The sequence below is a fragment of the Bradyrhizobium sp. LMTR 3 genome (assembly GCF_001693485.1).
Classification (GTDB): Bacteria; Pseudomonadota; Alphaproteobacteria; order Rhizobiales; family Xanthobacteraceae; genus Bradyrhizobium.
Map to the genome: position 1 here is coordinate 194494 of NZ_MAXC01000053.1, position 24828 is coordinate 219321.

23 protein-coding genes, 1 pseudogene and 1 riboswitch are annotated in these 24828 nt (G+C 62.9%); of the genes and pseudogenes, 8 read left to right on the plus strand and 16 right to left on the minus strand.

Annotated features, from left to right (window positions below; translation table 11 throughout):
* Positions 1 to 47: 47 nt before the first annotated feature.
* From cobA to LMTR3_RS33130, 5 genes are read right to left on the minus strand one after another with little or no spacing between them, the layout of a single operon-like run.
* Positions 48 to 776 carry a uroporphyrinogen-III C-methyltransferase gene (cobA, locus tag LMTR3_RS33110; protein ID WP_065749149.1) on the minus strand — a complete coding sequence of 243 codons (729 nt, stop codon included), beginning with the start codon at positions 774 to 776 and terminating at the stop codon, positions 48 to 50.
* Positions 773 to 2086, minus strand: coding sequence for a cobyrinic acid a,c-diamide synthase CobB (locus LMTR3_RS33115; RefSeq protein ID WP_065749150.1), 1314 nt, complete (start codon positions 2084 to 2086; stop codon positions 773 to 775). Before LMTR3_RS33115 ends, cobA begins: the two co-directional genes overlap by 4 nt.
* On the minus strand, positions 2086 to 2868 hold the full coding sequence (cobM, locus tag LMTR3_RS33120) for a precorrin-4 C(11)-methyltransferase (protein ID WP_065749151.1): 783 nt from the start codon (positions 2866 to 2868) through the stop codon (positions 2086 to 2088). Before cobM ends, LMTR3_RS33115 begins: the two co-directional genes overlap by 1 nt.
* The gene (locus LMTR3_RS33125; protein WP_065749152.1) at positions 2865 to 3233 is read right to left on the minus strand and encodes a cobalamin biosynthesis protein; all 369 of its coding nucleotides are present in this window, start codon (positions 3231 to 3233) and stop codon (positions 2865 to 2867) included. Before LMTR3_RS33125 ends, cobM begins: the two co-directional genes overlap by 4 nt.
* A complete protein-coding gene (locus tag LMTR3_RS33130) occupies positions 3230 to 4411 on the minus strand; it encodes a bifunctional cobalt-precorrin-7 (C(5))-methyltransferase/cobalt-precorrin-6B (C(15))-methyltransferase (RefSeq protein WP_065749153.1) in 1182 nt (393 codons plus the stop codon). Before LMTR3_RS33130 ends, LMTR3_RS33125 begins: the two co-directional genes overlap by 4 nt.
* On the opposite strand from LMTR3_RS33130, the gene LMTR3_RS33135 reads away from it, so the two are divergent.
* Entirely contained in the window at positions 4410 to 5159 is a 750-nt protein-coding gene (locus LMTR3_RS33135) for a cobalt-precorrin-6A reductase (protein WP_065749154.1), read from the plus strand. The two genes, LMTR3_RS33130 and LMTR3_RS33135, sit on opposite strands and share 2 nt — an antisense overlap.
* On the opposite strand, the gene cobJ is transcribed toward LMTR3_RS33135, so the two are convergent.
* The 7 genes from cobJ to LMTR3_RS33170 are packed head-to-tail and all read right to left on the minus strand — an operon-like array spanning position 5135 to position 13039.
* Positions 5135 to 5869: a precorrin-3B C(17)-methyltransferase gene (gene cobJ, locus LMTR3_RS33140; RefSeq protein ID WP_065749155.1), complete on the minus strand. Its 735-nt coding sequence runs from the start codon at positions 5867 to 5869 to the stop codon at positions 5135 to 5137. The genes LMTR3_RS33135 and cobJ overlap by 25 nt on opposite strands.
* Entirely contained in the window at positions 5866 to 6597 is a 732-nt protein-coding gene (locus LMTR3_RS33145) for a precorrin-2 C(20)-methyltransferase (protein ID WP_065749156.1), read from the minus strand. Before LMTR3_RS33145 ends, cobJ begins: the two co-directional genes overlap by 4 nt.
* A 2-nt stretch (positions 6598 to 6599) precedes the next feature.
* Positions 6600 to 7229, minus strand: a complete 630-nt coding sequence (locus LMTR3_RS33150; RefSeq protein WP_065749157.1) for a precorrin-8X methylmutase — start codon at positions 7227 to 7229, stop codon at positions 6600 to 6602.
* Positions 7229 to 8392, minus strand: coding sequence for a precorrin-3B synthase (gene cobG, locus LMTR3_RS33155; protein ID WP_065749158.1), 1164 nt, complete (start codon positions 8390 to 8392; stop codon positions 7229 to 7231). Before cobG ends, LMTR3_RS33150 begins: the two co-directional genes overlap by 1 nt.
* On the minus strand, positions 8389 to 11637 hold the full coding sequence (cobN, locus tag LMTR3_RS33160; protein WP_065749159.1) for a cobaltochelatase subunit CobN: 3249 nt from the start codon (positions 11635 to 11637) through the stop codon (positions 8389 to 8391). The genes cobG and cobN overlap by 4 nt, the downstream gene beginning before the upstream one ends.
* Positions 11637 to 12671, minus strand: a complete 1035-nt coding sequence (cobW, locus tag LMTR3_RS33165; protein ID WP_065749160.1) for a cobalamin biosynthesis protein CobW — start codon at positions 12669 to 12671, stop codon at positions 11637 to 11639. Before cobW ends, cobN begins: the two co-directional genes overlap by 1 nt.
* Positions 12668 to 13039 (minus strand): DUF1636 family protein, encoded by a 372-nt coding sequence (locus tag LMTR3_RS33170; protein ID WP_065749161.1) that lies wholly within the window; start codon positions 13037 to 13039, stop codon positions 12668 to 12670. Before LMTR3_RS33170 ends, cobW begins: the two co-directional genes overlap by 4 nt.
* 90 nt (positions 13040 to 13129) lie before the next feature.
* Positions 13130 to 13346, minus strand: a riboswitch (cobalamin riboswitch).
* A 39-nt stretch (positions 13347 to 13385) separates the two neighbouring features.
* Here LMTR3_RS33170 and cobO point away from each other — a divergent pair.
* The gene (cobO, locus tag LMTR3_RS33175; protein ID WP_065749162.1) at positions 13386 to 14039 is read left to right on the plus strand and encodes a cob(I)yrinic acid a,c-diamide adenosyltransferase; all 654 of its coding nucleotides are present in this window, start codon (positions 13386 to 13388) and stop codon (positions 14037 to 14039) included.
* A 25-nt stretch (positions 14040 to 14064) separates the two neighbouring features.
* Complete coding sequence (locus tag LMTR3_RS33180) at positions 14065 to 15513, plus strand: cobyric acid synthase (RefSeq protein WP_065749163.1); 1449 nt, start codon at positions 14065 to 14067, stop codon at positions 15511 to 15513.
* Positions 15514 to 15523: 10 nt separating this feature from the next.
* Here the strand turns inward: LMTR3_RS33180 and cobD are convergent, their stop codons facing one another.
* Positions 15524 to 16489 (minus strand): threonine-phosphate decarboxylase CobD, encoded by a 966-nt coding sequence (gene cobD / locus LMTR3_RS33185; protein WP_065749164.1) that lies wholly within the window; start codon positions 16487 to 16489, stop codon positions 15524 to 15526.
* A gap of 11 nt (positions 16490 to 16500) precedes the next feature.
* Entirely contained in the window at positions 16501 to 17442 is a 942-nt protein-coding gene (gene cbiB, locus LMTR3_RS33190; protein WP_065749165.1) for an adenosylcobinamide-phosphate synthase CbiB, read from the minus strand.
* Between the two features lie 130 nt (positions 17443 to 17572).
* On the opposite strand from cbiB, the gene cobU reads away from it, so the two are divergent.
* The 3 genes from cobU to bluB all read left to right on the plus strand — a co-directional run bounded on the left by cobU (position 17573) and on the right by bluB (position 19571).
* On the plus strand, positions 17573 to 18076 hold the full coding sequence (gene cobU / locus LMTR3_RS33195; RefSeq protein WP_065749166.1) for a bifunctional adenosylcobinamide kinase/adenosylcobinamide-phosphate guanylyltransferase: 504 nt from the start codon (positions 17573 to 17575) through the stop codon (positions 18074 to 18076).
* Between the two features lie 74 nt (positions 18077 to 18150).
* On the plus strand, positions 18151 to 18939 hold the full coding sequence (cobS, locus tag LMTR3_RS33200; RefSeq protein WP_065749167.1) for an adenosylcobinamide-GDP ribazoletransferase: 789 nt from the start codon (positions 18151 to 18153) through the stop codon (positions 18937 to 18939).
* Positions 18939 to 19571, plus strand: a complete 633-nt coding sequence (gene bluB, locus LMTR3_RS33205; protein WP_065749168.1) for a 5,6-dimethylbenzimidazole synthase — start codon at positions 18939 to 18941, stop codon at positions 19569 to 19571. The genes cobS and bluB overlap by 1 nt, the downstream gene beginning before the upstream one ends.
* Before the next feature lie 2166 nt (positions 19572 to 21737).
* On the opposite strand, the gene LMTR3_RS33210 is transcribed toward bluB, so the two are convergent.
* Complete coding sequence (locus tag LMTR3_RS33210; protein ID WP_065749169.1) at positions 21738 to 22313, minus strand: hypothetical protein; 576 nt, start codon at positions 22311 to 22313, stop codon at positions 21738 to 21740.
* Positions 22314 to 22609: 296 nt separating this feature from the next.
* On the opposite strand from LMTR3_RS33210, the pseudogene LMTR3_RS39675 reads away from it, so the two are divergent.
* A pseudogene (locus LMTR3_RS39675) lies at positions 22610 to 22705 on the plus strand (universal stress protein); the annotation flags it as partial.
* 305 nt (positions 22706 to 23010) lie between these two features.
* Positions 23011 to 24363, plus strand: a complete 1353-nt coding sequence (gene hemN / locus LMTR3_RS33220) for an oxygen-independent coproporphyrinogen III oxidase (protein ID WP_065749171.1) — start codon at positions 23011 to 23013, stop codon at positions 24361 to 24363.
* Positions 24364 to 24395: 32 nt separating this feature from the next.
* On the opposite strand, the gene LMTR3_RS33225 is transcribed toward hemN, so the two are convergent.
* The gene (locus LMTR3_RS33225) at positions 24396 to 24803 is read right to left on the minus strand and encodes a DUF6455 family protein (protein ID WP_084029963.1); all 408 of its coding nucleotides are present in this window, start codon (positions 24801 to 24803) and stop codon (positions 24396 to 24398) included.
* Between the last annotated feature and the right edge of the window lie 25 nt (positions 24804 to 24828).

Genomic DNA, 24828 nt, shown 5'->3' on the forward strand with positions numbered 1-24828 from the left:
CTTCCGAGGAGACGTCAAGGGACTGGCGAGATCGGGCGACGGCATCCTCATAGAGTCTCTCCCGCCAGCGCGCCGAAAAGAATGACCGCCGCCGTCGTTGCGGCGGTCGCTTGCGCGAGCTGCTCTGCGAGCTGTGCAATCGTGGTGCGGACAATCTGCTCCTCGGCGCGGCCCACAGACTCCGCAAATAGCGCCGGCGTGTCGGGAGCCATGCCGTGCTCTATCAGCTTTGCCGCGAGCGCCGGGAATGTGCGCTTGCCCATATAGACCGCTGTCGTCGATTCCGGATCGGCCAGTGCCGCCCAATTGAGATTCGCGGGCAACCGCCCGGTGACATCTGCGCCGGTCACGAACTGGACGCGGCGCGAGGTGCGCCGGCGGGTGAGTGGAATGCTGGCGCGCGCTGCCGCAACGCAGGCTGAGGTGACGCCTGGAATGATCTCGTAGTCGATGCCCGCCGCGCGCAGCGCCTCGATCTCTTCTTCAAGCCGGCCGAAGATGCCGGCGTCTCCCGATTTCAAACGTACAACGCGGGCGTTTGCGGCGGCGTAGTCGATGAGCAGCCGGTTGAGGTGCTCCTGTTTGGCTGAGGGCCGGCCCACACGCTTGCCAACCGCTACCAGATTGGCCCCGGCTCGGGCGTAATCGAGGACCGCGCCCGAGGCAAGGTCGTCATACAGCACGACATCAGCAGCGCGCAGACGCGCAGCCGCCTTGAGCGTCAGGAGCTCGGGATCGCCTGGGCCGGCCGAGACAAAGGAAACAAAGCCGCTCACCTGTCCTCCGCAATGAGGTGGAAGAACGTGCCGGTGGCGTAGCCGCGCCGCGAGCCCGTCTCCGCAACGACCGCGCCAGTCGCGTCGCGCACGATAGCCAGAGGTGTATCGGGCTGCGAGACAATCGTGGAGTAATGGAATTCATGCCCGCGCAGGCGAGTGCCGGCCTGATGTCCGGGCATTGGCAGAGCGAGTTCCGCAAGTCGATAGCCCAGATGCATGCGACGTTGGGCAAAACTCGTCTCCAGGCCGAGCAGTCCGGTCATCTCGTGGCGTGTGCCGCCACCCTCGGTCAAGGCGGTGCCCAGCACCATGTAACCGCCGCATTCGCCATGCACCGGCCGTGTCTCGGCAAAGGATTTTAGCGCACGGCGGAATTGGCGATTTGCCGCGAGTTGGCCGGCGTGCAATTCCGGATAGCCGCCGGGCAGCCAGCAGACGTCGGCACTGTCATCAGGACCCTCGTCGGCGAGCGGCGAGAAGGTCGCGATCTCGGCACCGGCGGCACGCCAGGCCTCCAGCATGTGCGGATAGACGAACGAGAATGCGCCGTCGCGCGCCAGAGCGATGCGCTGGCCGGGTGGCTTGACGCTCGGGCCGTGTGCGGCGCATGGCGCCGTCGAGGCGCATGCCGCCGATTGCAACACTGCATCGAGATCGACATGCTCGGCGACGAAGCGGGCGGCTTCCGCGATCAGGCCGTCGACCTCGCCCTGCTCCTCAGCCTGCACCAGGCCAAGATGCCGCTTCGGCAAGCTGATCGCGGCGTGGCGGGGCAACGCCCCGAACACGGCAATGCCGGCGCCTGCCATCGCACGGCGCACCAGGTCCTCGTGCCGGGTGCTGGCGACGCGGTTGAGAACGACGCCGGCAAGATGCACGCCTGCGCGGAAATCGCGCAGTCCCGCAGCCACCGCCGCGGCGGTTTGCGCCTGTCCGGAGGGATCGATCACAAGCAGGATCGGCCAGCCCATCATCTCGGCGATATCGGAGGTAGCGCCGGTCCCCGAGAGGCCCCGTGTGGCAACGCCGTCGAATAGGCCCATCGAACCTTCGGCCAGAACGAGATCCGCATTCGCACCGCGCGAAGCGAGCGCCTCGATCGCTTCGCGGTGCATGGCCCAGCTGTCGATGTTGACGGAGGTGCGCCCCGCGGCGGCCGCATGAAAGGCGGTATCGATATAATCGGGCCCGCTCTTGAAGCACTGGACCTTCAGCCCGCGATCGCGATAGGCGCGCGCCAACGCCAGCGTCAGCGTCGTCTTGCCGACACCGGATGCAGGCGCGGAGATGACGAGGCTCGCCGTCATCACGAGCCTTCCGGAAAGCGCGGCGTCGGCCCGAGCGGCCGATAGCGGCGGTCATAGTCGACGGCATACAGGCGGCTCTCTCCGAAATCTTCCGAACCCAATGTGCGGCCAACCAGAATAACGGCCGTGCGCTCGAGCTCGGTGCTTACAGCAGAATCCAGCGTACCGAGCGTAGCGCGAATGATGCGCTGATCCGGCCAGCTTGCGCGCCAGACTATTGCGACCGGGCAGTCTCGTCCGTAGTGCGGCATCAGCTCATCAATCACCCTGGAAAGCAGATGGATCGAAAGATGGATGGCGAGCACCGCACCGGTCGCGGCGAAGGTGGCGAGCTTCTCGCCTTGCGGCATCGCGCTCGCCCTGCCCGGCATCCGCGTCAGCACGACCGATTGCACAAGACCCGGCAGCGTCAGCTCGGCCTCGATCGCGGCGGCGGCGGCGGAAAAGGCCGGCACGCCGGGCGTGATTGAATAGGAGATTTGAAGCGCGCGCAGGCGGCGCAATTGCTCGCCCATCGCCGACCAGATCGAGAGATCCCCGGAATGTAGCCGTGCGACGTCCTTGCCCTCATGATGCGCGGCGACGATCTCCGACATGATGTCGTCGAGCGACAGCGGCGCGGTGTTCACGATCCGTGCATCCTTTGGGCAATGGGCAAGAACGCCCTGGGGTACGAGAGAGCCGGCATAGAGGCAGACCGGACAGGCGGCGATCAGATCGCGACCGCGCAAGGTGAGCAGATCAGCTGCTCCCGGTCCGGCGCCGATGAAGTGCACCGTCATTCGGCGTCTCCTTCCGCGATCGCTGCGGTCGCCGTCCGATCCTGCGAAACGGCCCGCGTCGAAACGAGGCGCGCACCACGGCCGGCGACCGCAAGCGCTGCGGCTTCGGCGACGGAGCCCGTACCGAACTTCGCCTTGATGGATTCTGACTGTGTGGGCGTGGCAATGCCGGCCAGGACATCGGCCGAAACAGGCCGGATCGGCACGTTGAGTTCGCGCGCCAGCAATTTGAGCGCGGCGGTTTCGGCCTTGTCGCTTACCGTTGCAACTGCCGCGAGATCTTCAGGACCGCCCGCGGCGGCGAGAGCTTCGCGCAGCGCAGCCAGTGTGACCTCCCGCTTGAACCCCAGACCTGCGACCTTCACTTGACTGCACTCCATTGCACGACCGGCCGCACCGCTTCCCAGGAGCGGTAGCGGCCGAGGTGACCCGCATGTGCAATCTCGATTCGCATCAACTCGCCACCGTGGCGTTGATGAAGGTCCGAGAGTAGCGCCTCGGTCTCCAGCGTGACGGCATGCGCAACCAACCGTACTCTCGGCTCAATGCGCGACCACACCGCATCGAACATCCTGGCGTCGAGCCCTCCGCCGATGAAGACGGCTTGCGGTGTCTCAAGGCGTGAGAGGATATCAGGCGCTATTCCCTCAACGATGGCGATCCGATGCGTCAGACCGAAGGTTGCCGCGTTGCCGCGGATATTCGCTACGCGATCAGCCCGCGCTTCGATGGCGATCGCCGTGCCACCACAGAGAGCCCATTCTACCGAGATCGAACCTGAACCGGCGCCAATGTCCCATAATCTGTCGCCGGATCTCGGCGCCAGCGCCGAAAGCGCGAGCGCGCGCATCGGCCGCTTGGTGATCTGGCCGTCATGCACGAAGAGCGCGTCCGAAAGGCCGGAGCTGCGCGGAACGCCGTGCGCTCCATTGGTTTCCAGCGCAACTGTCACCGGACCCGCGCCGCTATCGGCGGCGTAGCTGTCGGCCCGATATTGCGCCACTGATTCGCGGGCACCGCCGAGCGCGGTGAGCGTCCACAGCCGTGAATCGCCCCAGCCGCGCGCCGTCAACCATTTGGCCAGATCGCCGGGCGCCTTGTCGTCGCGCACGAGACAAATAATGCGCGCTCCACATGTCAGATGCGGCACCAAGCGTTCGAATGGCGCCGCGTGGAGTCCAAGACAGACGACAGATTCGAGCCGCCATCCGAGCCGCGCCGCGGCAAGTGAGAATGTCGAGGGCGCGGGATGCGCAATCCATTCGCTCTTGCTGAGCCGTTCCGCGAGACTGGCTCCTACGCCGTACCAGGACGGATCGCCCGAGGCGAGCACCACCGTCGGACGACCGCGGCAGGCCAGCACGCAATCTGTCTCGAACGGCACCGGCCAGGGACGGCCGCGGTCGGCAATCCCTGCCAGCGCGAGATGCCGTTCGCCGCCAAACACCGTCTCGGCTTCCGCAAGCGCCTTTCGGCTTGCATCCGAGAGGCCGGCAAGGCCATCTTCGCCAATACCCATAATCGTCAGCCAGGGATCATGCATGATGCGCGCCCTCATTCTGGGCGGAACAAGCGAGGCCAATCTGCTCGCGGACGCTGTGGCGTGCGCGGGGTGTAATGCGATCTATTCCTATGGAGGTCGCACCCGCGCCCCCGCGAACCAGCCGCTGCCGACCCGAATCGGGGGGTTCGGCGGCGTGAATGGCCTTGCCGAGTTCATTCGGCGCGAGGGAATAACGCACCTTGTCGATGCAACCCATCCCTTCGCGGCCGAGATGAGCCGCAATGCGGTTGCAGCGTGCGAGACGACCGGAATACCGCTGATCGCGCTCGAGCGCGCGCCCTGGGCAAAAGGGACCGGCGACACCTGGATCGAGGCCGCGAATATCTCCTCCGCTGCCGCAGCGTTGCCGGACAATCGCGCGCGGGTATTTCTTGCGATCGGACGGCAGCACATCACAGCTTTCAGCGCCAGGCCGCAGCACGCCTACACTTTGCGGTTTGTCGATCCCCCCGATGGACCACTGCCGTTTCCGGATGGCGATGTCATCGTGTCGCGCGGACCATTCACCCTCGCCGGCGAACTGGAGATGATGCGCGCGCGCGGCATCGAATGGGTTGTTGCGCGCAACTCCGGTGGAGCGGGCGCGCGCGCCAAGATCGACGCCGCGCGCGAGCTCGGCCTTCCCGTCGTGATGCTCAAGCGGCCCGAATTGCCTGACAGGCCGCGGGTCGAAAGCGTGACGGAGGTCATGCAATGGCTCCGTCATCGGGCATGCCTCGGTGCATAGACCCAGCGGCCGACGCGGCGCGTTGCCGAATTGCCGACGATGACAAGGGTTCGCATGTCGGCCATCTCGGGCCGTGCCTCGCGCAGCATCACCGTTTCAATTCGCTCCGCGGCTGTGCTGACCGCATGGGCAAAGATCACGAGGCGTTCGTCCCAACCTGCCTCCTTCAGAACCGAGAGCGCGCGCCCAAAACCCTCGGGCCGGCTCACTGAGCGCGGATTGTACATCGCGATCGCAAAGTCGGCTTCGGCAGCAAGCCGCAAGCGCTTCTCGATCATCGTCCACGGCTTCAGATTATCGGAGAGATTGATCGCGCAAAAATCGTGGCCGAGCGGCGCGCCGGCGCGCGCGGCCGCTGCCAGCATTGCAGTCACGCCGGGCAGAACGCGGATTGCAAGCCCCTGCCATTGCGGCGAGACTTCAAGGGCTTCGAATACAGCCGCTGCCATGGCGAAAACACCCGGGTCGCCGGAAGAAACCATGACAACGCGGCGTCCTTCCCATGCCAGCTGCAAGGCATCGCTTGCGCGCTGCAACTCCATGCGATTGTCTGATGGATGCAGCGTGAGTCCTTCACGCTGTTGCACCCGCGCGACATAGGGCGCATAGCCCACGACGTCCGTCGCGGCGGCGAGCGCGGCGGAGACTTCCGGCGTGACTAGCGCCTGGTCGCCCGGCCCAAGTCCCGCGATGGTCAATATGCCCGTCATTCGGCCGCCTCCATCCGGCGCCCCTGCCCGTGCACGAGCACGATCGCGAAATAGGGACACTCGGTCGCGTCCACGTCCTTCAGCGGCGCGACGCGCTCGCCAGGCATGGTGCCGCGCTCGATCAGCCATGCCTCGCCAAGGCGGCCGGCGGCGGCAAGCGCGCGGCGCACCTTCTTCAGATTGCGCCCGGTCTTCATGATGACGAGCGCATCGGAATTGCGCGCGCGTTGCTCGAGCTCGTGTTCCGACAGCGTACCCATCAGCACCGTCATCACATCGTCGCCGAGGGCGATCGGCAGGCCGACCGAATTCCAGCAGCCGGCCATGCCGGGAATGCCGGCGATCACCTCAATCTCGACACGGCCCTGCAGACGTGCACGTAGGTGCATGAAGGAGCCGTAGAAGTAGGGATCGCCCTCGCAGAGAACGACGATGTCGACCGCGCGGACCATCCGCGCAAGACGCTCCGCCCACTCGTCGTAAAAGCCGGCAAGGAGGCGAACGTATTCCAGACTGTCGAAGGCGATCTCCGTCGTGACCGGATACTCCATCGGATATTCGCAGACGTCCTGTGCTAGTAGTCCCTCGACGATGCGGCGCGCCTGCCCGGGCCGTCCCTTCTTCCGGAAATAGGCCACGTGCTTGGCCGCACGGACCTCACGATCGGCGCGCACGCTCATGAGGTCCGGATTTCCTGGCCCGAGGCCGCAACAGATGATGCGCCCCATGGCTATTCGTTCCGGCTCGCCAGCGCGTTCACGGCGGCGACCGTGATTGCCGAGCCGCCAAGGCGCCCCTCGACCGTCAGCGCCGGCGCAGGCTGGTCAGCCATCAGCGCAACCTTGGCTTCAGCCGCGCCGACAAAGCCAACCGGACAACCAATGATCGCTGCAGGTCTTGGACAGTTGCGATCCTCCAGCATGTTGAGCAGGTGAAATAGCGCGGTCGGTGCATTGCCAATAGCGACGATCGCGCCGTCCAGATGCGGCCTCCACAATTCCAGCGCTGCGGCTGAGCGGGTATTGCGCATGGATTGCGCGAGGGAGGGAACCGCGGGATCGTCAAGCGTACAGATGATGGCGTTGCCGGCCGGCAGGCGCGCACGCGTAATTCCCTCCGACACCATGCGTGCGTCGCAGAGGATAGGCGCGGCGTTCTGAAGCGCAGCCCGCGCGATGCACGCCATGCCGGGCGTGAAGCGGATGCAGGATTCGAGACTCACGATGCCAGCGGCATGGATCATGCGAACGACGACCGGCTCCTCGTCGGCGGAAAAGCGCTCAAGGTTCGCCTCCGCGCGAATGGTGGCGAAGGATTGACGGTAGATCGCCTCACCATCGGTTTCATAGACGTGCGGCATCAGTGCGCTCCCGTTAGAACGGAAGGATCCGCGATCATTCGGCCTGCGCTTACTCCACGCTGGCTAGGCGTATCCCGCGTTGAGCCGCTGCGGATGACATCAAATCCCTCGCCGGTCGCAACAAGGGTGAGCGCGGCAGCCGCCGAATGGGCACAGCCTTTGGCACAGCCAGAGACGTGAAGCCTCTCGTCCGCGGCAATATGCGGCGCAAGCGCCGCTGCAAGTGCACGAGTATCGGAATGCGCCTCACAGCAGGCGGGCGCACCGCTGCAGGCGACGACGCGCAGGATCGGATCGTCCGCTTGGGTGACGAGGCCCTCGCAGTGGGGCATTTCGCGCAATTCTTCCGCCACAATCATACGCCAGGGCGTCATCCGTAATCCTTGCGAGCATCCGGCAAGATGGCTGAGGGCGGCATGTGTCAGCTGTCCGAAAGCCGCAGCGACCATCGCGCCTTGCGGATAAAGTCCGGGACGCGGCTCCGCGATCCTGCAAGCCGGCTTGACATTGCCACGAAGCGCGTCGGGCAGTTTTGCGCCAGCCGCGACATGCGCTCTCATTCGCCCTCTGCCCTCCCTGGCTCCGCCCGAATCGACGAACCACTCGGCAAGCGCGAGCGCAACGCTTACCGCTTCTCTCCGCGAGACGGGACGACCATGCTCCGCACCGTCGGCACGCACGATCAGCTCTCCCGCGATGCTGCGCTCGATGCGGATGTCGGCGGAGGCGCCGGCCAGCGCGGGCTCTGTGCTGCAATCAACGGCGAAGCCGAATTTGGTCGGCAGGCCGGGCGGTCCCATCACAAGCCCGTGTTCAAGTTCTGCTGCGAGAAAACAGGTATCGTCACTTGCGCTCCAGAAGGGCGTGACAAGGATGTTGCGCCGCGCTTCCGACTCCGCATCGGAATCGAGCAAGTGCAGCCGCGAGAGTTCCTCGATCAAGGGCCGATGACCTTGATCACTGACACCCCTGATTTGCAGGTTGCCCCGGCTGGTCAGATCGATCAGGCCGTTGCCATAGCGCTTGGACAGCACCGCAACTCCCGCTGCCTGCTTCGGATCGAGCCGGCCACCGTGCGGCCGGATGCGAACCACGAGCCCATCCCCCGACCGCATCGGCCGCAAGGCGCCGGGACACCGGCCCTTGATCGCAACAGCGCTCATGAAGCCTCCCCCAGCGCGGCCGCAATCGAATTGCGCCGTGTCCTCCAGAGCGAAGCTTGATGCAAACGGGTGAAGCAAGTCTCGATCGCCGCGAGCGCCGCCGGATTCTCGCGCGCCATAAAAGTGCGCACGTTGTCGCTGCCAAGCGTCGCGTCGTAATAGAGATCGAAGAGATGCGTGGGCACCGCATCGGCAAGATGTGCAAAGCTGGCCATATGCTCTAGCGTGGCAGCGATTTCCGCCGCGCCCCGAAAGCCGTGGCGCATCATGCCGGCGATCCATTTTGGATTGGCCGCACGCGCACGCACGACGCGCGAAATTTCCTCGATCAACGAGCGAGCACGCGGCTGATCGGGATGTGTCGCGTCGAGGTGGTAGAGCGATGGTGTGGCCGCGCCCAGGCGCGCCGCCGCGGCCGCAAGGCCCGCCTCATGCACGGCATAGTCTGCGGCGAGCAGCAGATCCGTTTCCGGCAGGTCCTGAACATGGACGAAGGCATTAGCGGCGACGAGCCTTGCCTCGATACCTGTACGATCAGGCCGCATCGTGCCGTCGGACGCGAATGCCCAGGACGAAGCCGACAGCCAGGCTTCACCGGCCGCGTTGCGCGTCGTCGCCGTGAAGACATCCGGCATCGATGCCATACGGACACCATACTGCCCCGGACGGGGTCCAAACACACGCGCCGCGCGATGACGATAGGGATTTTCGTCGCCCTCCTCGTCGCGTTCCGAAAGCGCTTGGGTCGCTGACTCGAACAATTGCGCAAGGGATGAGAAGACGTCGCGAAACAGTCCCGACACGCGAAGCGTCACGTCGATGCGCGGCCGACCAAGAGCCGCTGGTGCGATGATCTCATAACCCGACACCCGGCCCGATCCGTGGTCCCAGCGCGGCGCGATGCCTGCCAGGTGCAGGGCCATCGCGAAATCCTCGCCTGCGGTGCGCATGGTGGATGATCCCCAGAGATCAACCAGCAGCCCCCTCGGCCAGTCGCCGTGATCCTGCAGGTGACGGCGCAGCAATTCCTCGGCGAGCTTGATCCCCTGTACATGCGCGGACGGTGTCGGCACTGCGCGGGGATCGACGGCGAACAGATTGCGTCCGGTCGGCAGCACATCGCGCCGCCCGCGATAGGGCGAGCCTGCCGGCCCCGGAGCAACGCGCCTACCAGAGAGAGCGTCAAGCAGCGCGGCCTTCTCCGCCTCGCCGCAAGCCCCGCGGCCGAACACATGCAGGCCATCGCCGAACTGGCTTTCCTTGAGGTCGCAGACGAAGCGATCGATCCGGGGAATTGCCTCAGCCGCCGCAGCCGAGGCGCCAAGCCCGAGATCCTCTTCCAGTCCCGCGGCACGCGCTTCATCGCGGATCGACGCGATTAGGCGCTGGCGGCGCGCGGGATCGAGACCATCGGCCGTCGAATATTCATCGAGCAGTTGCTCGAGCCGGCGCAGGACTTGAGGCAACGCCGCCCGAGCCAATGGTGGCGGCAAATGCCCAATCGTGACCGCGCCGATGCGCCGCTTGGCCTGCGCCGCCTCGCCGGGATCGTTGACGATGAAAGGATAGATCACCGGCGCGCTGCCAATCAGCGCTTCCGGCCAGCAGGCAGCGGACAGCGCCACGGACTTGCCGGGCAGCCATTCCAGCGTTCCGTGAGCGCCCATATGGACGACCGCATCGACCTTTTGCTGCCTGAGCCAGAGATAGAATGCGACATAGGCGTGGCGAGGCGTGCGCGAGAGATCGTGATACTCGGCGTCACGATTGGTAACATCACTGCGTTCAGGCTGAACGGCGATAATCGCCTTGCCACGCCGGATCGCCGCGAAATGAAATTCGCCACCACGACAAGCGGGATCGTTCTCCGGCGCGCCCCAGGCGCGCGCAAGGTCATCCTGTAACGGGCGCGGAAGCCTCGCCAGCTCCGTGCGGTAATCCGCAACGGTAAAGGTCAATTGCTCCCGCAGGAGAGTTTCACCTAGCGCTCCTGCCGCTTTCACATCGTAACCGGCAGCGTGGAGATCAGATAGCAGCGTTTCTACCGAAGCGAGCGCGTCGAGCCCGACCGCATGCGCGAGCTGGTGCCGACGGCCCGGATAGTTCGAGAGCACAATCGCCAGCCGCTTGTCGCCTGCCGGCTTGTCCGCGAGCCTGTGCCAGGCCGCCACCCGATCCACGACAGCACCGACACGTTCGTCGTCAGGCCTGTGCGCCCGGTGCGCAAATTGCAGATCGGGATCGCGCTCACCCGCCGACTTGAAGCTGACCACGCCCGCAAATAGCCGGCCGTCAATCTCCGGCAACGCTACATGCATCGCCAGATCGCCCGGTGAGAGACCGCGAAGCGACTCTGCCCAATCCTCGCGCCGGGCCGTCGACAATGCAACCTGGAACACCGGACAGGAGGCGGCATCGAAAGGCGTCGTGCCGTCGTCGGCGGCCGCAGAGAAGGCGGTTGCATTGACGATCACTGCAGGCGGGCATTGCTCGAACTGCCCCTTCAGCCAGTCCGCTACACCGGCGGCCTTTAGCGATTTGACGAATACGCCATAGGCATCAAAACCCGTTTGCCGCAGTGCTGTGATCAGCGCGTCAACCGGGAGGGTATCTGCCGCGGTGAGATAGGAGCGATAGAAGGTGACGAGCGCGCGCGGCCGCTGGTCGCAATTTGGCAGCGCCGCGATTGCGCCACGACCCGGATCATAAAAAGCGATCTCGGATATTTCGATCTCGCCGGCTACAGCCCCCGCGTAAAGGCCCGAGGCTAGTGCGAGCTGGGCGATTGCAGCCTGCGCCGCCATTGCTCCGCCCTTGTCGCACAACGCCTTCAGCCGTCGGAGCATTGAGGGGGGTAATGTCGAGAGCGCATCCAGGCGCGGATCATCGCGACCGTCAGCGGGGAGCACCGCAAGCGCGATGTCGCGATCCTTGGTCAGTTGATGCAGGGCAGCCAACCCATATGACCAGTAGGACTCGCCACCGATCAGGCGCACCAAGATGCCGCGGGCATGCGACAGCGTCCGCTCGATATAGGTGTCGATCGACAGCGGATGACGCAGTTCCGCAAGATTCGCGAGCCTCAGCGACGGCAGGCAAGCACGCCCACGCCGCCAGCCGGACGCGAACGCGGCCAGATCGCTGTCCGAGAACGAGAGCACGACAAGGTCGGCCGGGTCCTGGCCGAGATCCCTAGGGATCGCGGTCTCCTCAAGGCCGCGGCTCTCGCGAAACACGACGTGCATCAGACGCCAAGTCCCGCCCTGATGGCGGCCTCATCGATATCGTCGTGTTCACCGATCAGAACCAATTTCGACTGCCTTGGCCGCGTGCCCCAGGGCATATCGAACTGATGCCGCACCCGCTCCCCGACCGATTGCAAGAGCAATCGCATCGGCTTGCCCGCGACCGCGATATATCCCTTGGCGCGCAGCACGTTCTGCTCGCGCGCAAGCCGCTGGATCGATCCGACCAGCGCATCGATGTCAGCAACTTCCGGAAGCTCAACGACAACCGAGGCGAAGTCGTCGTGCTCGTGCTCTTCTTCGCCGTCATGGTGAGAGGGGCGCGCAGCGAGATCGTCTTCTGCCGCCGCTTCGAGACCAAGGATGATATGCGCATCGACAGCGCCGTCGACGACCGGCAACATCGGCACGCGACGCGGCATTTCGGCGACGATCGCCGCCTTGGCCGCTTCAAGTCCTTCATCGCCGGCAAGGTCCGCCTTGGTGAGCAGCACGATATCAGCACACGCGATCTGATCCTCGAACACTTCCGACAGCGGCGTCTCGTGATCGAGGTTTTCATCGGCCGCACGCTGCGCTTCCACCGCAACGGGGTCGGGCGCAAAGCGGCCGGCCGCCACAGCCTCGGCATCCGCAAGCGCTATCACGCCGTCGACCGTAATCCGCGAGCGGATCTCCGGCCAATCGAACGCCTTGAGCAGCGGCTTTGGCAAGGCCAATCCCGATGTCTCGATCAGGATATGGTCGGGCTTCACGCGGCGCGAGAGCAGCTGCTCCATGGCGGGAATGAAGTCGTCAGAGACCGTGCAGCAGATGCAGCCATTGGCGAGCTCGACGATGTTCTCGGCGGGACAATTGACATCCGCGCAGGATTTCAGGATCTCTCCGTCCACGCTCTCGCTGCCGAACTCGTTGACGAGCACCGCAAGCTTCTTGCCATTCGCGTTGGCGATCAGGTGCTGGATCAGCGTCGTCTTGCCCGAACCGAGAAAGCCGGTGACGACCGTGACCGGAACCTTGGCGAGCGTGTTCATTCTGCGGGCTCCGGCAGGATGGTGATGGGTGGAATGCGGGCAAGCGATTGTTTGCGGAAGATCTCCGGCCGGCTGCGCCACGGCACGATGCCGTCGGGCGCCGCCGCATAGGCCGCAGCACCGGCGATCACGTCCGGCGCATTTACGTCTGACAGGCGGCCGTAGACGTAAGACCACCGTCCAGGCGCGCTGAGCGCGACCGAGCAACCCTGGCTACAAGCGGACAGGCATTCGACCGGAACCACGTGGACGTCTTCCGGCACGCCGGCGAGAATGGCCCTGTGCAGACGCGCGCCTGGCGTGATTTCGCCTTCTCTTACGGGTTGGCCGGCACGGCAGGTAATGCAGACATGAAGCGTGACGGTCATCGCCCTCCTCGACGTTTTGGCGGAGGCGATGAGGCGCACGAACCACAGACATAAGGGTTCGTTGCCGTCGCGGAGCACCCCGTCCGCCGGTCTCAAGTCTCTGCGCTGGCAGGTCTCCCGGCTTGCGGAGCAGGTTTTCCCTTCGATCTCAACCTTCCCAACCCTCACGGGTCAGTGGCTCCTAGAGATCTCTCCGGTCACGGTCGCGGGGGCGGCTGCGTTTCAGGCTCAAGCTTTCAAGGCTAGACCCCTATCGCATTCCCTCTTCGCCTGTCGTAGGACAGGAACCAACGCCAACCCACCATTTGCCCAAGCGTGCAACTTGTCAAGCCAAAGGAACGTGCAGATGACTTCCGAACCTGATGCCGCTGAGGACGAAATCGTGATCTCCGAGACCTCACTGGATGCCCGCCATGCGGCCAAAATGGCGAAGAAGAAAGTCGCGCGTGACCGGATGATGGCCGCCAAGAGCGGCGAGAAGGGTCTCGTCATCGTCCACACCGGTGCGGGCAAGGGAAAATCCTCCTCGGCTTTCGGCATGATCATGCGGTGCGTCGCGCATGGCTTTCCCTGTGCCGTCGTGCAATTCATCAAGGGTGCGTGGGAAACTGGCGAGCGCCGCCTGCTGACCGGACATTTTGGTGAATTATGCCAATTCCACGCGATGGGTGAAGGCTTCACCTGGGAAACACAGGACCGCGCCCGCGACATCGCCGCGGCGCGCGCCGCATGGGAAAAGGCCAAGCAGCTGATCGCCGATGAAGCCTTGCGCATGGTCGTTCTCGACGAGATCAACATTGCGCTTCGCTACGACTATCTGGAGATCGGCGAGGTGGTCGAGTTCCTGAGCAATTCAAAGCCGCCGATGACGCATGTCGTCCTCACGGGGCGCAATGCCAGGCAGGAATTGATCGATGCCGCCGACCTCGTCACAGAGATGACGCTCGTGAAGCATCCCTTCCGATCCGGCATCAAGGCGCAGCCCGGCGTCGAGTACTGACGAATCAACCGCGGAATCCGATTCGATGGCGCGCGCATTGATGATCCAAGGTGCGGGATCGGACGTGGGCAAGTCGCTCATCGTCGCCGGCCTTGCGCGCGCCGCGACCCGGCGCGGCTATCGGGTGCTGCCCTTCAAGCCGCAGAACATGTCGAACAATGCGGCCGTGACAATCGACGGTGGCGAGATCGGACGCGCGCAGGCATTGCAGGCGCAGGCCGCAGGTGTCGAGCCGCACACCGACATGAATCCCGTCCTGCTCAAGCCGGAGACAGATGTTGGCGCCCAGATCATCGTGCAGGGACGGCGCGTGGCGACGCTGCGAGCCCGCGCGTACGCTGCGATGAAGTCGTCGCTGATGGAGCCGGTCCTCGAAAGTTTCGGACGCCTGAAGGATCGTGCCGATCTTGTTCTGGTTGAGGGCGCTGGCAGCCCAGCCGAAGTTAATCTGAGGAGCGCCGATATCGCCAATATGGGTTTTGCCCGCAAGGCCGACGTGCCAGTCGTGCTGGTCGGCGACATCGATCGCGGCGGTGTGATAGCGCAGCTCGTCGGCATTAAGGCCGTGCTGGATGCCGACGATGCGGCCATGATCCGCGGCTTCGTCATCAACAAGTTCCGCGGCGATCCGACGCTGTTTGACAACGGCTACCGGCTGATAGAAGCACGCACATCCTGGCGGGGATTTGGGGTTCTCCCCTATTTCGCCCGCGCTAGCGAGCTTCCGGCTGAAGATGCGCTGGGGCTTGCTGACGCCCGCAAGGTAGGCAAGTGCAAGATTGCCTTTCTCGCACTGTCACGGATCGCGAACTTTGACGACCTCGATCCGCTGAAGCTCGAGCCTGATGTCGACCTTGTGATGGTCCGGCCTGGAGAGGCAATCCCGGGCGATGCAAAACTCGTGATCCTTCCCGGCTCGAAGTCGACACGCGGCGACCTCACCTTCCTGCGCGCGCAGGGCTGGGACATCGATCTTCTCGCGCATCATCGTCGCGGCGGCCATGTGCTCGGCGTCTGCGGCGGTTACCAGATGCTCGGACGCAGTGTGGCGGATCCGACAGGAATCGAGGGACCGGCGGGAGAAACGCCCGGCCTCGGACTTCTCGACGTGACGACGGTGATGACGTCACAAAAGACTCTCACGCGCGTTGCGGCGGTCCATGCCGCGACGGACCGGCCGATCGAGGCTTACGAGATTCACATCGGGCATACCGACGGGCCGGACCGTGCACGGCCATTTGCTTTGGTTGGCAGCGCGCCGGAAGGCGCAGTTTCCAGCGACGGACGCGTGTACGGTAGCTACCTGCACGGCCTGTTTGCTTCAGACAATTTCCGCAGCGCATTTCTCGCGCAACTGGACATTCCGGCCGCAGACCAGCAGTACCGCGCCAGGGTGGAGAGCGCGCTCGATGCGCTTGCCGATCACATCGACAACCATCTCGATGTAAATGGGCTGCTTGCGCTCGCGCGCTGAGTATTATTGATCAACGCGAGAGCGCGGCAGCAAGCCGCGACCATTCCGCCCCGTTACCCGGCAAGCCGAGGCGGAGCCATCCCGGCTTTTGCTCAAAAACACGCGACCATATCTGGCCGCGCGCGAGCTTCTCCTGCGCAGCCTGCGCGTCCCCGGTCTCATAGAGCCGGAACAGCGGTGTGCCGCCGACCTGTTGCCAGCCCTGCAATCGCACCTCGACATCCAGCCGGAGGCAATCGCGTGCCAGACGCGTCGCGGTTGCCCTTGCCCACTCGCGATCGAGCAAGGCGCGCCGTCCGATCGCAATCGCTCCGCCCGAAATCGGCCACGGACCCACCATCGCCGCCAGCGCCGCGACGTCAGCCTCGCTGCCGAGCACGAAACCGAGCCGCAGTCCGGCAAGCCCGTAAAACTTTCCGAACGAGCGCAGGACCAACAGCCCTGACCGTCCCGCCTCCGGTGCCAACGACAGGCCGGAGACGGCATCGACGAAGCTCTCGTCAACCAAGAGCCGACCGACCTTCGGCAAGAGCGCCACCAATTCGGTCGGATTATGGCGCCGACCATCTGGATTGTTGGGATTGACGACCACGGCAAGATCCGCTCCCGCCAGTCCTTCGAGTTCGGAAACTTCGGCCACGTCCCAGGCTGCGGCTGAAAGAACCGCCGCGTACTCGTTGTAGGTCGGCGCAAGAATTCGCGCGCGGCCGTACGATGAAAGATTCGGCAACAATTGGATGGCCGTTTGTGCGCCAGTAAGCGCCACGAGTGGCGCCCGGGTAGCGTAGGCCTCTCGGGCAGCTTGGTGGAGGGACGCGATATCTGATCGCGAAGGCAGCGCGCTCCAGTACCTAAGCTCGACCTCACCCACCGGATAGGGCTGCCGATTGATCCCGGTTGAGAGGTCGATCCAGTCCTGCGCACGCCCGCCGAAGCGCTGAACGGCGAGATCGAGATTTCCACCATGCTCGAGCATTGCCCTCTCCGTCACGCGAAGGCCAGAATCGCAAGCGCACCGGCCAAAAGAACCATGGCGCGGACGTAGAGCTTCAACCCTCGCCGGATGTCCGCAGCGAACGGATCGCGCGCTCCCTCGTTGAGCCAAGGTTCGTTGGCGGTGTCACCGTGATAGATGCGCGGCCCGCTGAGCCGCACGCCGAGCGCGCCGGCCATGGCTGCTTCCGGCCAGCCGGCATTGATCGAGCGGTGGCGGTGCGCATCCCTCGCCATGCAAGACAACGCATTCGAAGGCCGCGTCGCCAGCACTACAAGCACAAAGCCTGTGAGGCGCGCCGGTACGAAATTGGCGAGATCGTCGATGCGCGCGGCGGCCCAACCGAAGGATTCGTGGCGCATCGTGCGATGGCCGATCATGGAGTCGAGCGTATTGATTGCCTTGTAGCCTACAATGCCTGGCAGCCCGAACAACGCTCCCCAGAACACGGGCGCCACAATGCCGTCGGAAGCATTCTCGGCCAGGCTCTCGATGGCTGCGCGCGCAATGCCCGCCTCATCAAGAGTTGCGGGATCGCGTCCCACAATGTGCGCGACCGCGGCACGCGCGGCTGCGATATCACCCGATTGCAAGGGGTTCGCAACGGCGGCGACATGATCATAGAGCGAACGCAGCGCGACCAGGGGCCATGCGAGAATTCCCAAGAGGACGATGCGGCTCCATTCAAAGGCGAGCGCGGCCTGAACCGACCATCCAATTCCGGCCGAAACTCCAATCACGAAAAGCGCCACGGCTGCGCCAGCGATCCGCCTAACTGCAGGCGGATCGATGGGCCGGTTGAAGCTGATGTCGAGAATGTTGATGAGCCTCCCGAGCCAGGTGACGGGATGACCAATTCGGACGAACAGCGCGTTGGGCCAGCCCAACAGGGCGTCCACCGTCATTGCCACCACCATCGCTCCCGCAAAGACCACGCATCATCTCCCGTCGTGCCTGGCCCTGATGCACAAGAATTCCGTATCATGGCAAGCCCCATATCGCGTGATTTCACCTTTGTCTTTGTCGAAGATTGGTGATTAGTGCTGGCCTTAACTGGAGGATGTCATGGCCATCATACTCATCACCGGCGGCGCCCGATCCGGCAAAAGCTTACGCGCAGAAGTCCGCACCCGCGCTTTTCCGGAACAGCCCGTCTATATCGCCACGGCAGAGGTGCTCGATGAGGAAATGGGCGAGCGAATAGCGAAGCATCGCGCGCGGCGAGGAAAGGACTGGATCGAGCGCGAGGTTCCGCTCGATCTCGTGCAGGCATTGATCGAAACCGATGGCGGTGGCGCAAGGCTGGTCGATTGCCTCACGCTGTGGCTATCGAACCTACTCCACGCGGAACGCAACTGGTCGCATGAGGCTTCGCTACTCGCTGACGCGCTTGCCCGCCAGCGCAGCCCGGTCATCATCGTCACGAACGAGGTCGGGTTCGGTATCGTGCCGGACAATGCGCTGGCGCGCGCGTTTCGGGACGCGGCGGGTATCCTGAACCAGACGATTGCCTCCGTTGCGGATGAGGTCGAATTCGTCGTGGCAGGATTGCCGATGAAGCTGAAGTAATGCCGCGCTTGGCGGAATTGCGACGCGTCGTGGAGTGAGCGCGAGCGAGTTGACGGTTCGAGGGCTGAAGACACATGTATCATTCCGAGCTTCTCAGGGGCATCGTCGCGGACCTGAGAATCGCCATTTCGCTCTCCACGCTTCTGCCTCTTGGGCCGGCGACGCCGGTCGGCGATGGCGATGTTGCCCGCGCGAGCTGGGCGTTGCCAGTGGCAGGATTGCTGGTTGGCTTTGCCGGTGCGGCGGTCTACTGGATCGCATGTGAGGTGGGCTTGACGCCAAGCCCTGCAGCCATGCTGGCGCTGGCGGCCACGGTTCTCGTCACCGGCGCGATGCACGAGGACGGCCTTGCCGATACCGCCGACGGGCTCGGCGGCGGCCGGACGCGCGAGCGCAAGCTCGAGATCATGCGCGACAGCCGAATCGGTACATACGGTGCGTGCGCGCTCATCGCATCGCTCATCTTGCGATGGAGCGCGCTCGAAACGATCGCCGAGCCAAAGTCAATTGCGGCGGCGCTTTCAGTTGCACATGCGGCGGCGCGCGCCGGCATGCCCGCCTTCATGTGGCTGATTCCGCCGGCGCGATCGGATGGGCTTTCGGCCCGAGCCGGACGGCCGCCGGGGCGAACCGCCGCCATTGCATTTGCTCTCGGGGCTCTTTGCCTTGTTTTCGGTGCCGGGCCAAGCAAGGCGATGATCGGAGTGATTTTGCTCTCACTGGCCGGGTTGGTGCTGGCGTGGCTTGCCACAAGGCAGGTCGGCGGACAGACAGGTGATATATTGGGTGCGTTCGAACAGATTGGCGAGATCGTGGTTTTGCTGATGATAGCCGCCCTCCTCCACACGGAACCAGGACCCTGATGGTCGCTTTCGATGAAGCCTTTCGCCGGCAACTGCGCGAGCTCTTCGTGTGGCGCCGCGACGTGCGGCGCTTTCGTCCTGATCCTCTGCCGAGCGGCGCCATGGAGCGGCTGATTGAGATCGCCTGCCTTTCCCCGTCGGTCGGCTTGAGCCAGCCTTGGCGGTTTGTGATCGTCGAAGACAGCGCAAGGCGCAGTGCCGTGGTCGAGGATTTCAGGGCCTGCAACGCCGATGCGTTGCATTCTTATTCAGGCGAACGCGCGGCGCGGTACGCGAGCCTCAAGCTCGCCGGCCTCGAAGAGGCCCCGGGTCACCTGGCCGTGTTTGCGGACAAAACGAACGATATGGGGCATCGCCTCGGGCGTGCAACCATGCCGGATACGGTCGAATACTCCGTCGCCGCCGCCATCTGCTGCATGTGGCTCGCCGCACGTGCAGACGGCATCGGACTTGGCTGGGTATCGATCCTTAACCCGGCTCGCATCCACGAGGTTCTTGAAGTGCCGGAGTCCTGGAAATTCGTCGGCTATCTCTGCGTCGGTTATCCCCAGAAAGAGTTTGATCGACCCGAACTTGAGCGCGCCAACTGGGAATATCGGCGATCGGCGAAGGAATTTACCACTCGACGCTAGCGCCCAGAATTTCAAGTTTCCATCCGGAGCCTTCGTCGCGTGTCAACGTCGTGTAGGTCAACCAACCAGGATGCTGGTCGCGGTGCATCATGATGCTAACGACCTGGCGATTGGCCGAAGGGCAACGTTAGATTCCTCTCGGCTAGATATTGGCCCCACACTGGTTTGTTTGGCACTGCAGACCCGGACCGCGATGTTTTTCCAGAGAGAGAGAGGGAAATTTTCCAGTTCCGGACGTCTGTGTTCGCTGGCAATACCCCGTGCGCAGCTAAGAAGCGAGAAACTCGCTCTGGTTGAGGCCCCGGATCGGCGCGATCGATGCGGCCCCTGTTGCTGGCTGCCGTCGAAACCGGTTGGCCTCGCCGCTTAAGGCTAGGCGCTAACCGACACGATGCCCAGCAATGATGGGTAGAGCGCGTGAGAAGGCACCCACAGCCATCTACAGAGTACGCTCGCACGACGATCGATCAATGTGCTCGCAATTCGACGGGAAAGAATAATGCCCGGTCGCCTCTTCAGCTATACGAGGCCACAACTGGTAATGCCATGCCTGTCCTCAAAACGCTTTTCTGCCGGCCCAGTATCGTTGCGAAGTAATAGGCCGGTGACACACATCAACTAATCTGATGGGCCGTTCTGATTTAGCGATGGATTGGTGCGAGGACGCGGCCAACCCCTGAATTCATGGGTGTGAGTTAGATCAAATGCAAGATCTGCAAGCTGGCGCTCAATACTCGCCATAGTGAAAAATGCCCGGCCACCTTTCGGCGGCCGGGCCTAAGTCAGTCTGGGAGGAGCGACGCTGCTACACATCGCACCAGCTTCCGTCGGCAGAGGGAGGGTGCCGACGGTTCATTTACGGCGAGGGCATTCGCCGTTAACTTTAGCCACGGGAAGGCCGATATCCGTTCCAAACGAAATCTGGTTTCGCTTCCTTCTGCTCTCTTCAGGGAATTCGGCCCAACGCTCGCGGGAAGATCAACAACGGCGTCAGTTCTTCCCTTCACGTAATCTTAGGACGGTCGCCAAAGATCATGCTTCTGAGATGAACCCCACGGAAAAGAGGCTGTCCGTCAATGCTTCACCCATCGATTGATCGTCATCCACGACGAAAATCCGCCGAGTGTGCGCGCCATCTGCACCAGCCTATGCGCTTTTTCTATGCAGCATTCCGTAAAATTGGTGAAATCGATTGTTTTGATGGGATATATCTATACTGTTGATACATAAAGACATGCGTTCAGCGGCCTTAATCTAAGTCGCGTCATTCGTGCCGGACGCTCTGATGACCCGGCGTAAGCTCTGGCCGCATAGCAATCTATTCTATCAAGACCTCGCGGTGGCCGACTTTTTTACGCGGCCTCGGCGCTTTTCCCACCTGCAAGACCCGCTGCGAGGCTTGCGCTACTTTTACGGATCAGCTAGGGCACACCGCGGAAACCTCACAATTGCGCGTTTAGGGCGTCGATCTCGGAAGACCGCTGAGAGGCCGCGTTGGCCAACGGCTGGTGCGGCGAAGGTAATCAGCGAGGCTTGCACGGACACGGCTCGCAAACGGCGAGGCACCCGGCTCATCATGGCGCAGATTGTTTGATGGCGGACAAAGTCTCACTCAGCAATGTAGTAATTGCGACACTATTCTCAATCCAAGAATATCGCGCGGCCGTGCCCCGGGCCGACAAGACGCACATCATCGGCAGCCTTCGAGCGGCACGTCATTTGCAAAGATGATGTTGGGCGTGGACACGGATGGTCACCCGTGCCGATGCCCGCAACCCTAAAGGTTGCAGCCCGACGCACCTCTTGGTCCTCTCTTGCAAAGTGCGTCGGGCTTTTTCGGTCGTCATACAGACACGTCCTTGCAAGTTTCCACACATCTGCCTGTCCTCCGGTGAATGCAAATTGGAACGCCGATGAACTATACGCGCACATTTTAGGAGACGCCGAACGAATCCATGTCGGCGCCAAACACCGGATGCATGGCGATGCTCTCGGCGACCAGCGGCATTACGGTCGCCGAGATTTGGTCCACTTCCTTCGCCAGACGCAGCGGTAACGCTCAGGGTGAGCAGGAGGCAGCGCTTGCGCCAGAGCGTCGCGGCGCTGAAAAGTGGAGTTCCCTAGATTGATCACCTTCAATAGGTCTTTCGGTAGCGTCCAATCCGATTAGAAGTGCACGCTGCTCCGTATCCGGATTTTCGTATCCGGGATGCGACAATGCACCAGACAACCCGTTGGGGAGCCATCGAAAAACATTCCCAAATTGATAATTTCCCGTCGATTTAGAACGCTACCAACCACAACCTTGACGATCAAGCCCATTGGCTTTGAATCGCTGATCTCGCCGGTCATGCTGTTGCTGGCCGCTTTCCTAGTGAAGCTGATGGAAGCCACTCGATCCGGCTCGCGACTGCGCGCTGCAATGTATGTTAAGCAATTGTGATGCTCACCCGGGATTTCAATCTCAAATGAGAATTCCTCGATAGCCGTATTGCCGTCGTTCCGCACCCGAATGATTACGCGGGTCAGCGACCGAAGCGTGCCTCCGTCGAATCCAACTCCTAGCTCTCTGCTCTTAAATTGGTTTCGCAATTCGCGCGTTAGATCCAGCGTCTCTTCTATTTCAAACTTTAGCTTTCTCCGCCTCTCTACAAGAGAATGCGCAATCAAGAACCGCACGGGAGCGCTGATCGCGGCCCGGACGATAGCCGAAAACGGCTGTTTTGCTCTCAGATCCGGCATTTTTCGCCTCCAGCACCGGGCTCCTTATCGCAGGGCCATGTCGGCGGTGCGCATTGGCAATCCGGCGGCTGTGGTGTTGCCGGCACAGGCGACGGCCACGCGGTGGCCCGCGGATTGAAGTCCCCGGGCAACTACGGCACCGATGCCCCGGATGCTGCCCGTATCCAATGCAATGCGTGCCATGCCAATCTCTCTCCTGTCTTCGTGACCTGCATCTTTGCCAAATAACGCAAGAAAGGCCGGCGGCTTTGATGTGGGTCAACAATTGGGATCGCGCTGCCATGTTGAATCCGTCCGGCGGCTACGGGCATTCGCGCCTCAAGGAAACCGTGCTCGGCGCTGTCACGCGAGCAATGCTTCAGTCCATGACCGTGCCGACGCTGATGTCCCACTCACCTTCTATTAATGGTTGCGTCCGATACCAGAGAGAGAGAGAGAGAGAGAGAGAGATCTCACATACATCCATCATGGACGCCGCCAATAACATGCTGCGCTGTCACATCAGCAGCCTGCGGTGATGAATGAGGACGGCACGCTTAGCGATCATAGCGAATTGACTTTGCAGGTCGGGTGCAGTGGAAGCTCCGCGGCAAGCGGGGCCCGAAGCCGCCCCGCTAATTCGGAATCCAGTTGACCCAGCGCAAAGTCCAGTCGGCGCCAAGGCTGTTATGTGGGTTAGGAATGGGGGAACTCGAATATGCGATCGGATTTGGCTGACATCTACGGGCAAGACAAGCTCCCACGGTACACCAGTTATCCAACAGCCCCGCACTTCTCTTCTGCAATCGGCGAGAAGGTGTATCAGCATTGGCTCAGATCGGTTTCGGTCCACCGACCCGTCTCGCTCTATCTTCACATACCTTTCTGTCGCTCAATGTGCTGGTACTGCGGATGCCATACATCGGTGGCCAAGCACGATGAGCCGATCGCCGCGTTCGTCGCAGCTTTGCGTCGGGAGGCGCAACTAGTCGCGGACATGATAGAGAAAAGCCTGCCGGTCGCGCATCTGCACTTCGGCGGGGGCACTCCGACCATCATGGCTCCGCAGCTGCTCGTCGATCTCGCTGACGCCTTGCGCTATATATTTTTCGTAACTCCGGATGCCGAGATTGCCGTTGAGGTCGATCCGCGAACTCTGACCAATGACCTGACGCAGGCTTTTAAATACTGCGGGGTCACCCGCGCGAGCCTCGGAGTTCAGAGCTTCGACCCAAGAGTGCAGCGCACAATAAATCGATTGCAAAGCTTCGATCAGACGGCAGCTGCAGTCGAAAGGCTTCGCCGGGCAGGTGTGCGGGGGATCAACTTCGACCTTCTCTATGGTCTCCCCTTTCAGACGGTAAGCTCTTGTCTAGACAGCATTGCCAAGTGCGTCGAATTGCGCCCCGACCGGCTTTCGGTTTTCGGCTACGCGCACGTCCCCTCATTCAAGAAGCATCAGCGCAAGATCGCGGAGGAGAGCTTACCTGACACTGTCGAGCGACACGTTCAGTCCGAGACCATCGCAGAGGCCCTTCAGGACGCGGGGTATGTGCGCATCGGATTGGATCATTTCGCGCTCCCAGACGATGCGCTCGCGACGGCGCAGCGCGATGGCCGATTGCGGCGCAATTTCCAGGGCTACACCGATGACGGCGCTGACACTCTCATCGGCCTCGGGGCGAGCGCGATCGGTCGGATGCCACACGGCTTTGTCCAAAACGTGGTGGCCATCCGCGACTACCTGAACCGCATCGCGGAGGGCCGGCTAGCCACGGTGAAGGGTTATGCTTTCACCGAGGATGATCTTTTCCGCGCTGACATCATCGAGCGGATCATGTGCGATTTGACCGTTGACCTGGAGCAGATATCCCGCATCCATCGTCGGGATCCACGGACAGCAGTCGTCGATCGCGCGCGCATGGACCGGCTTTTAGCCGACGGAGTTGCGACAATGTCTCAAGGTCGGCTAACCGTCAGCGAAGGATCGGAATTCCTGGTGCGTAGCGTCGCCTCAGCGTTTGATGCGCACCTTTCGCGGTCAACAGGCGTGCACAGTCGCGCGGTTTAAAGCCCGAGAGGCCCTTAGACCATTGTAGCTTGTCAGCAGCAGCTCGGACCACGAAAGAGATCCATCGCATCTGGCTTTGGCTTCGTCCGGAGCGCATCGATCGTGTAGCTGTTGGCGCAGTATTCATGAAGGTGCTGCGCCGTTGTTTCCGCCTCTATCTCGCGGTTGCATCGGATCTTTTCGGCGCACAATGCACATACCAGCGTCATGTCGCGCAGCACGCCCGGCTCCTTGCGCGTAATGGCCGTCTCGTCGAGGCCGAGCGCCTTGAGTAGTCCCGACAGCTCATCAGCGCCGCGCCGCCCATGGTAAGTGAGGGTTTCGAGCTGGGTCCGTGAGACGCGAAGGTCGCGCGCGATGCAATCGAGCTTGGCGGCTCCAAGAGCGCGGAGCTCGGCGGTATCACCGAGCCGGCCGAGCCATTCCGAAAACTTGCCCATGAGCCTACCGCCGATGGATTCCGTT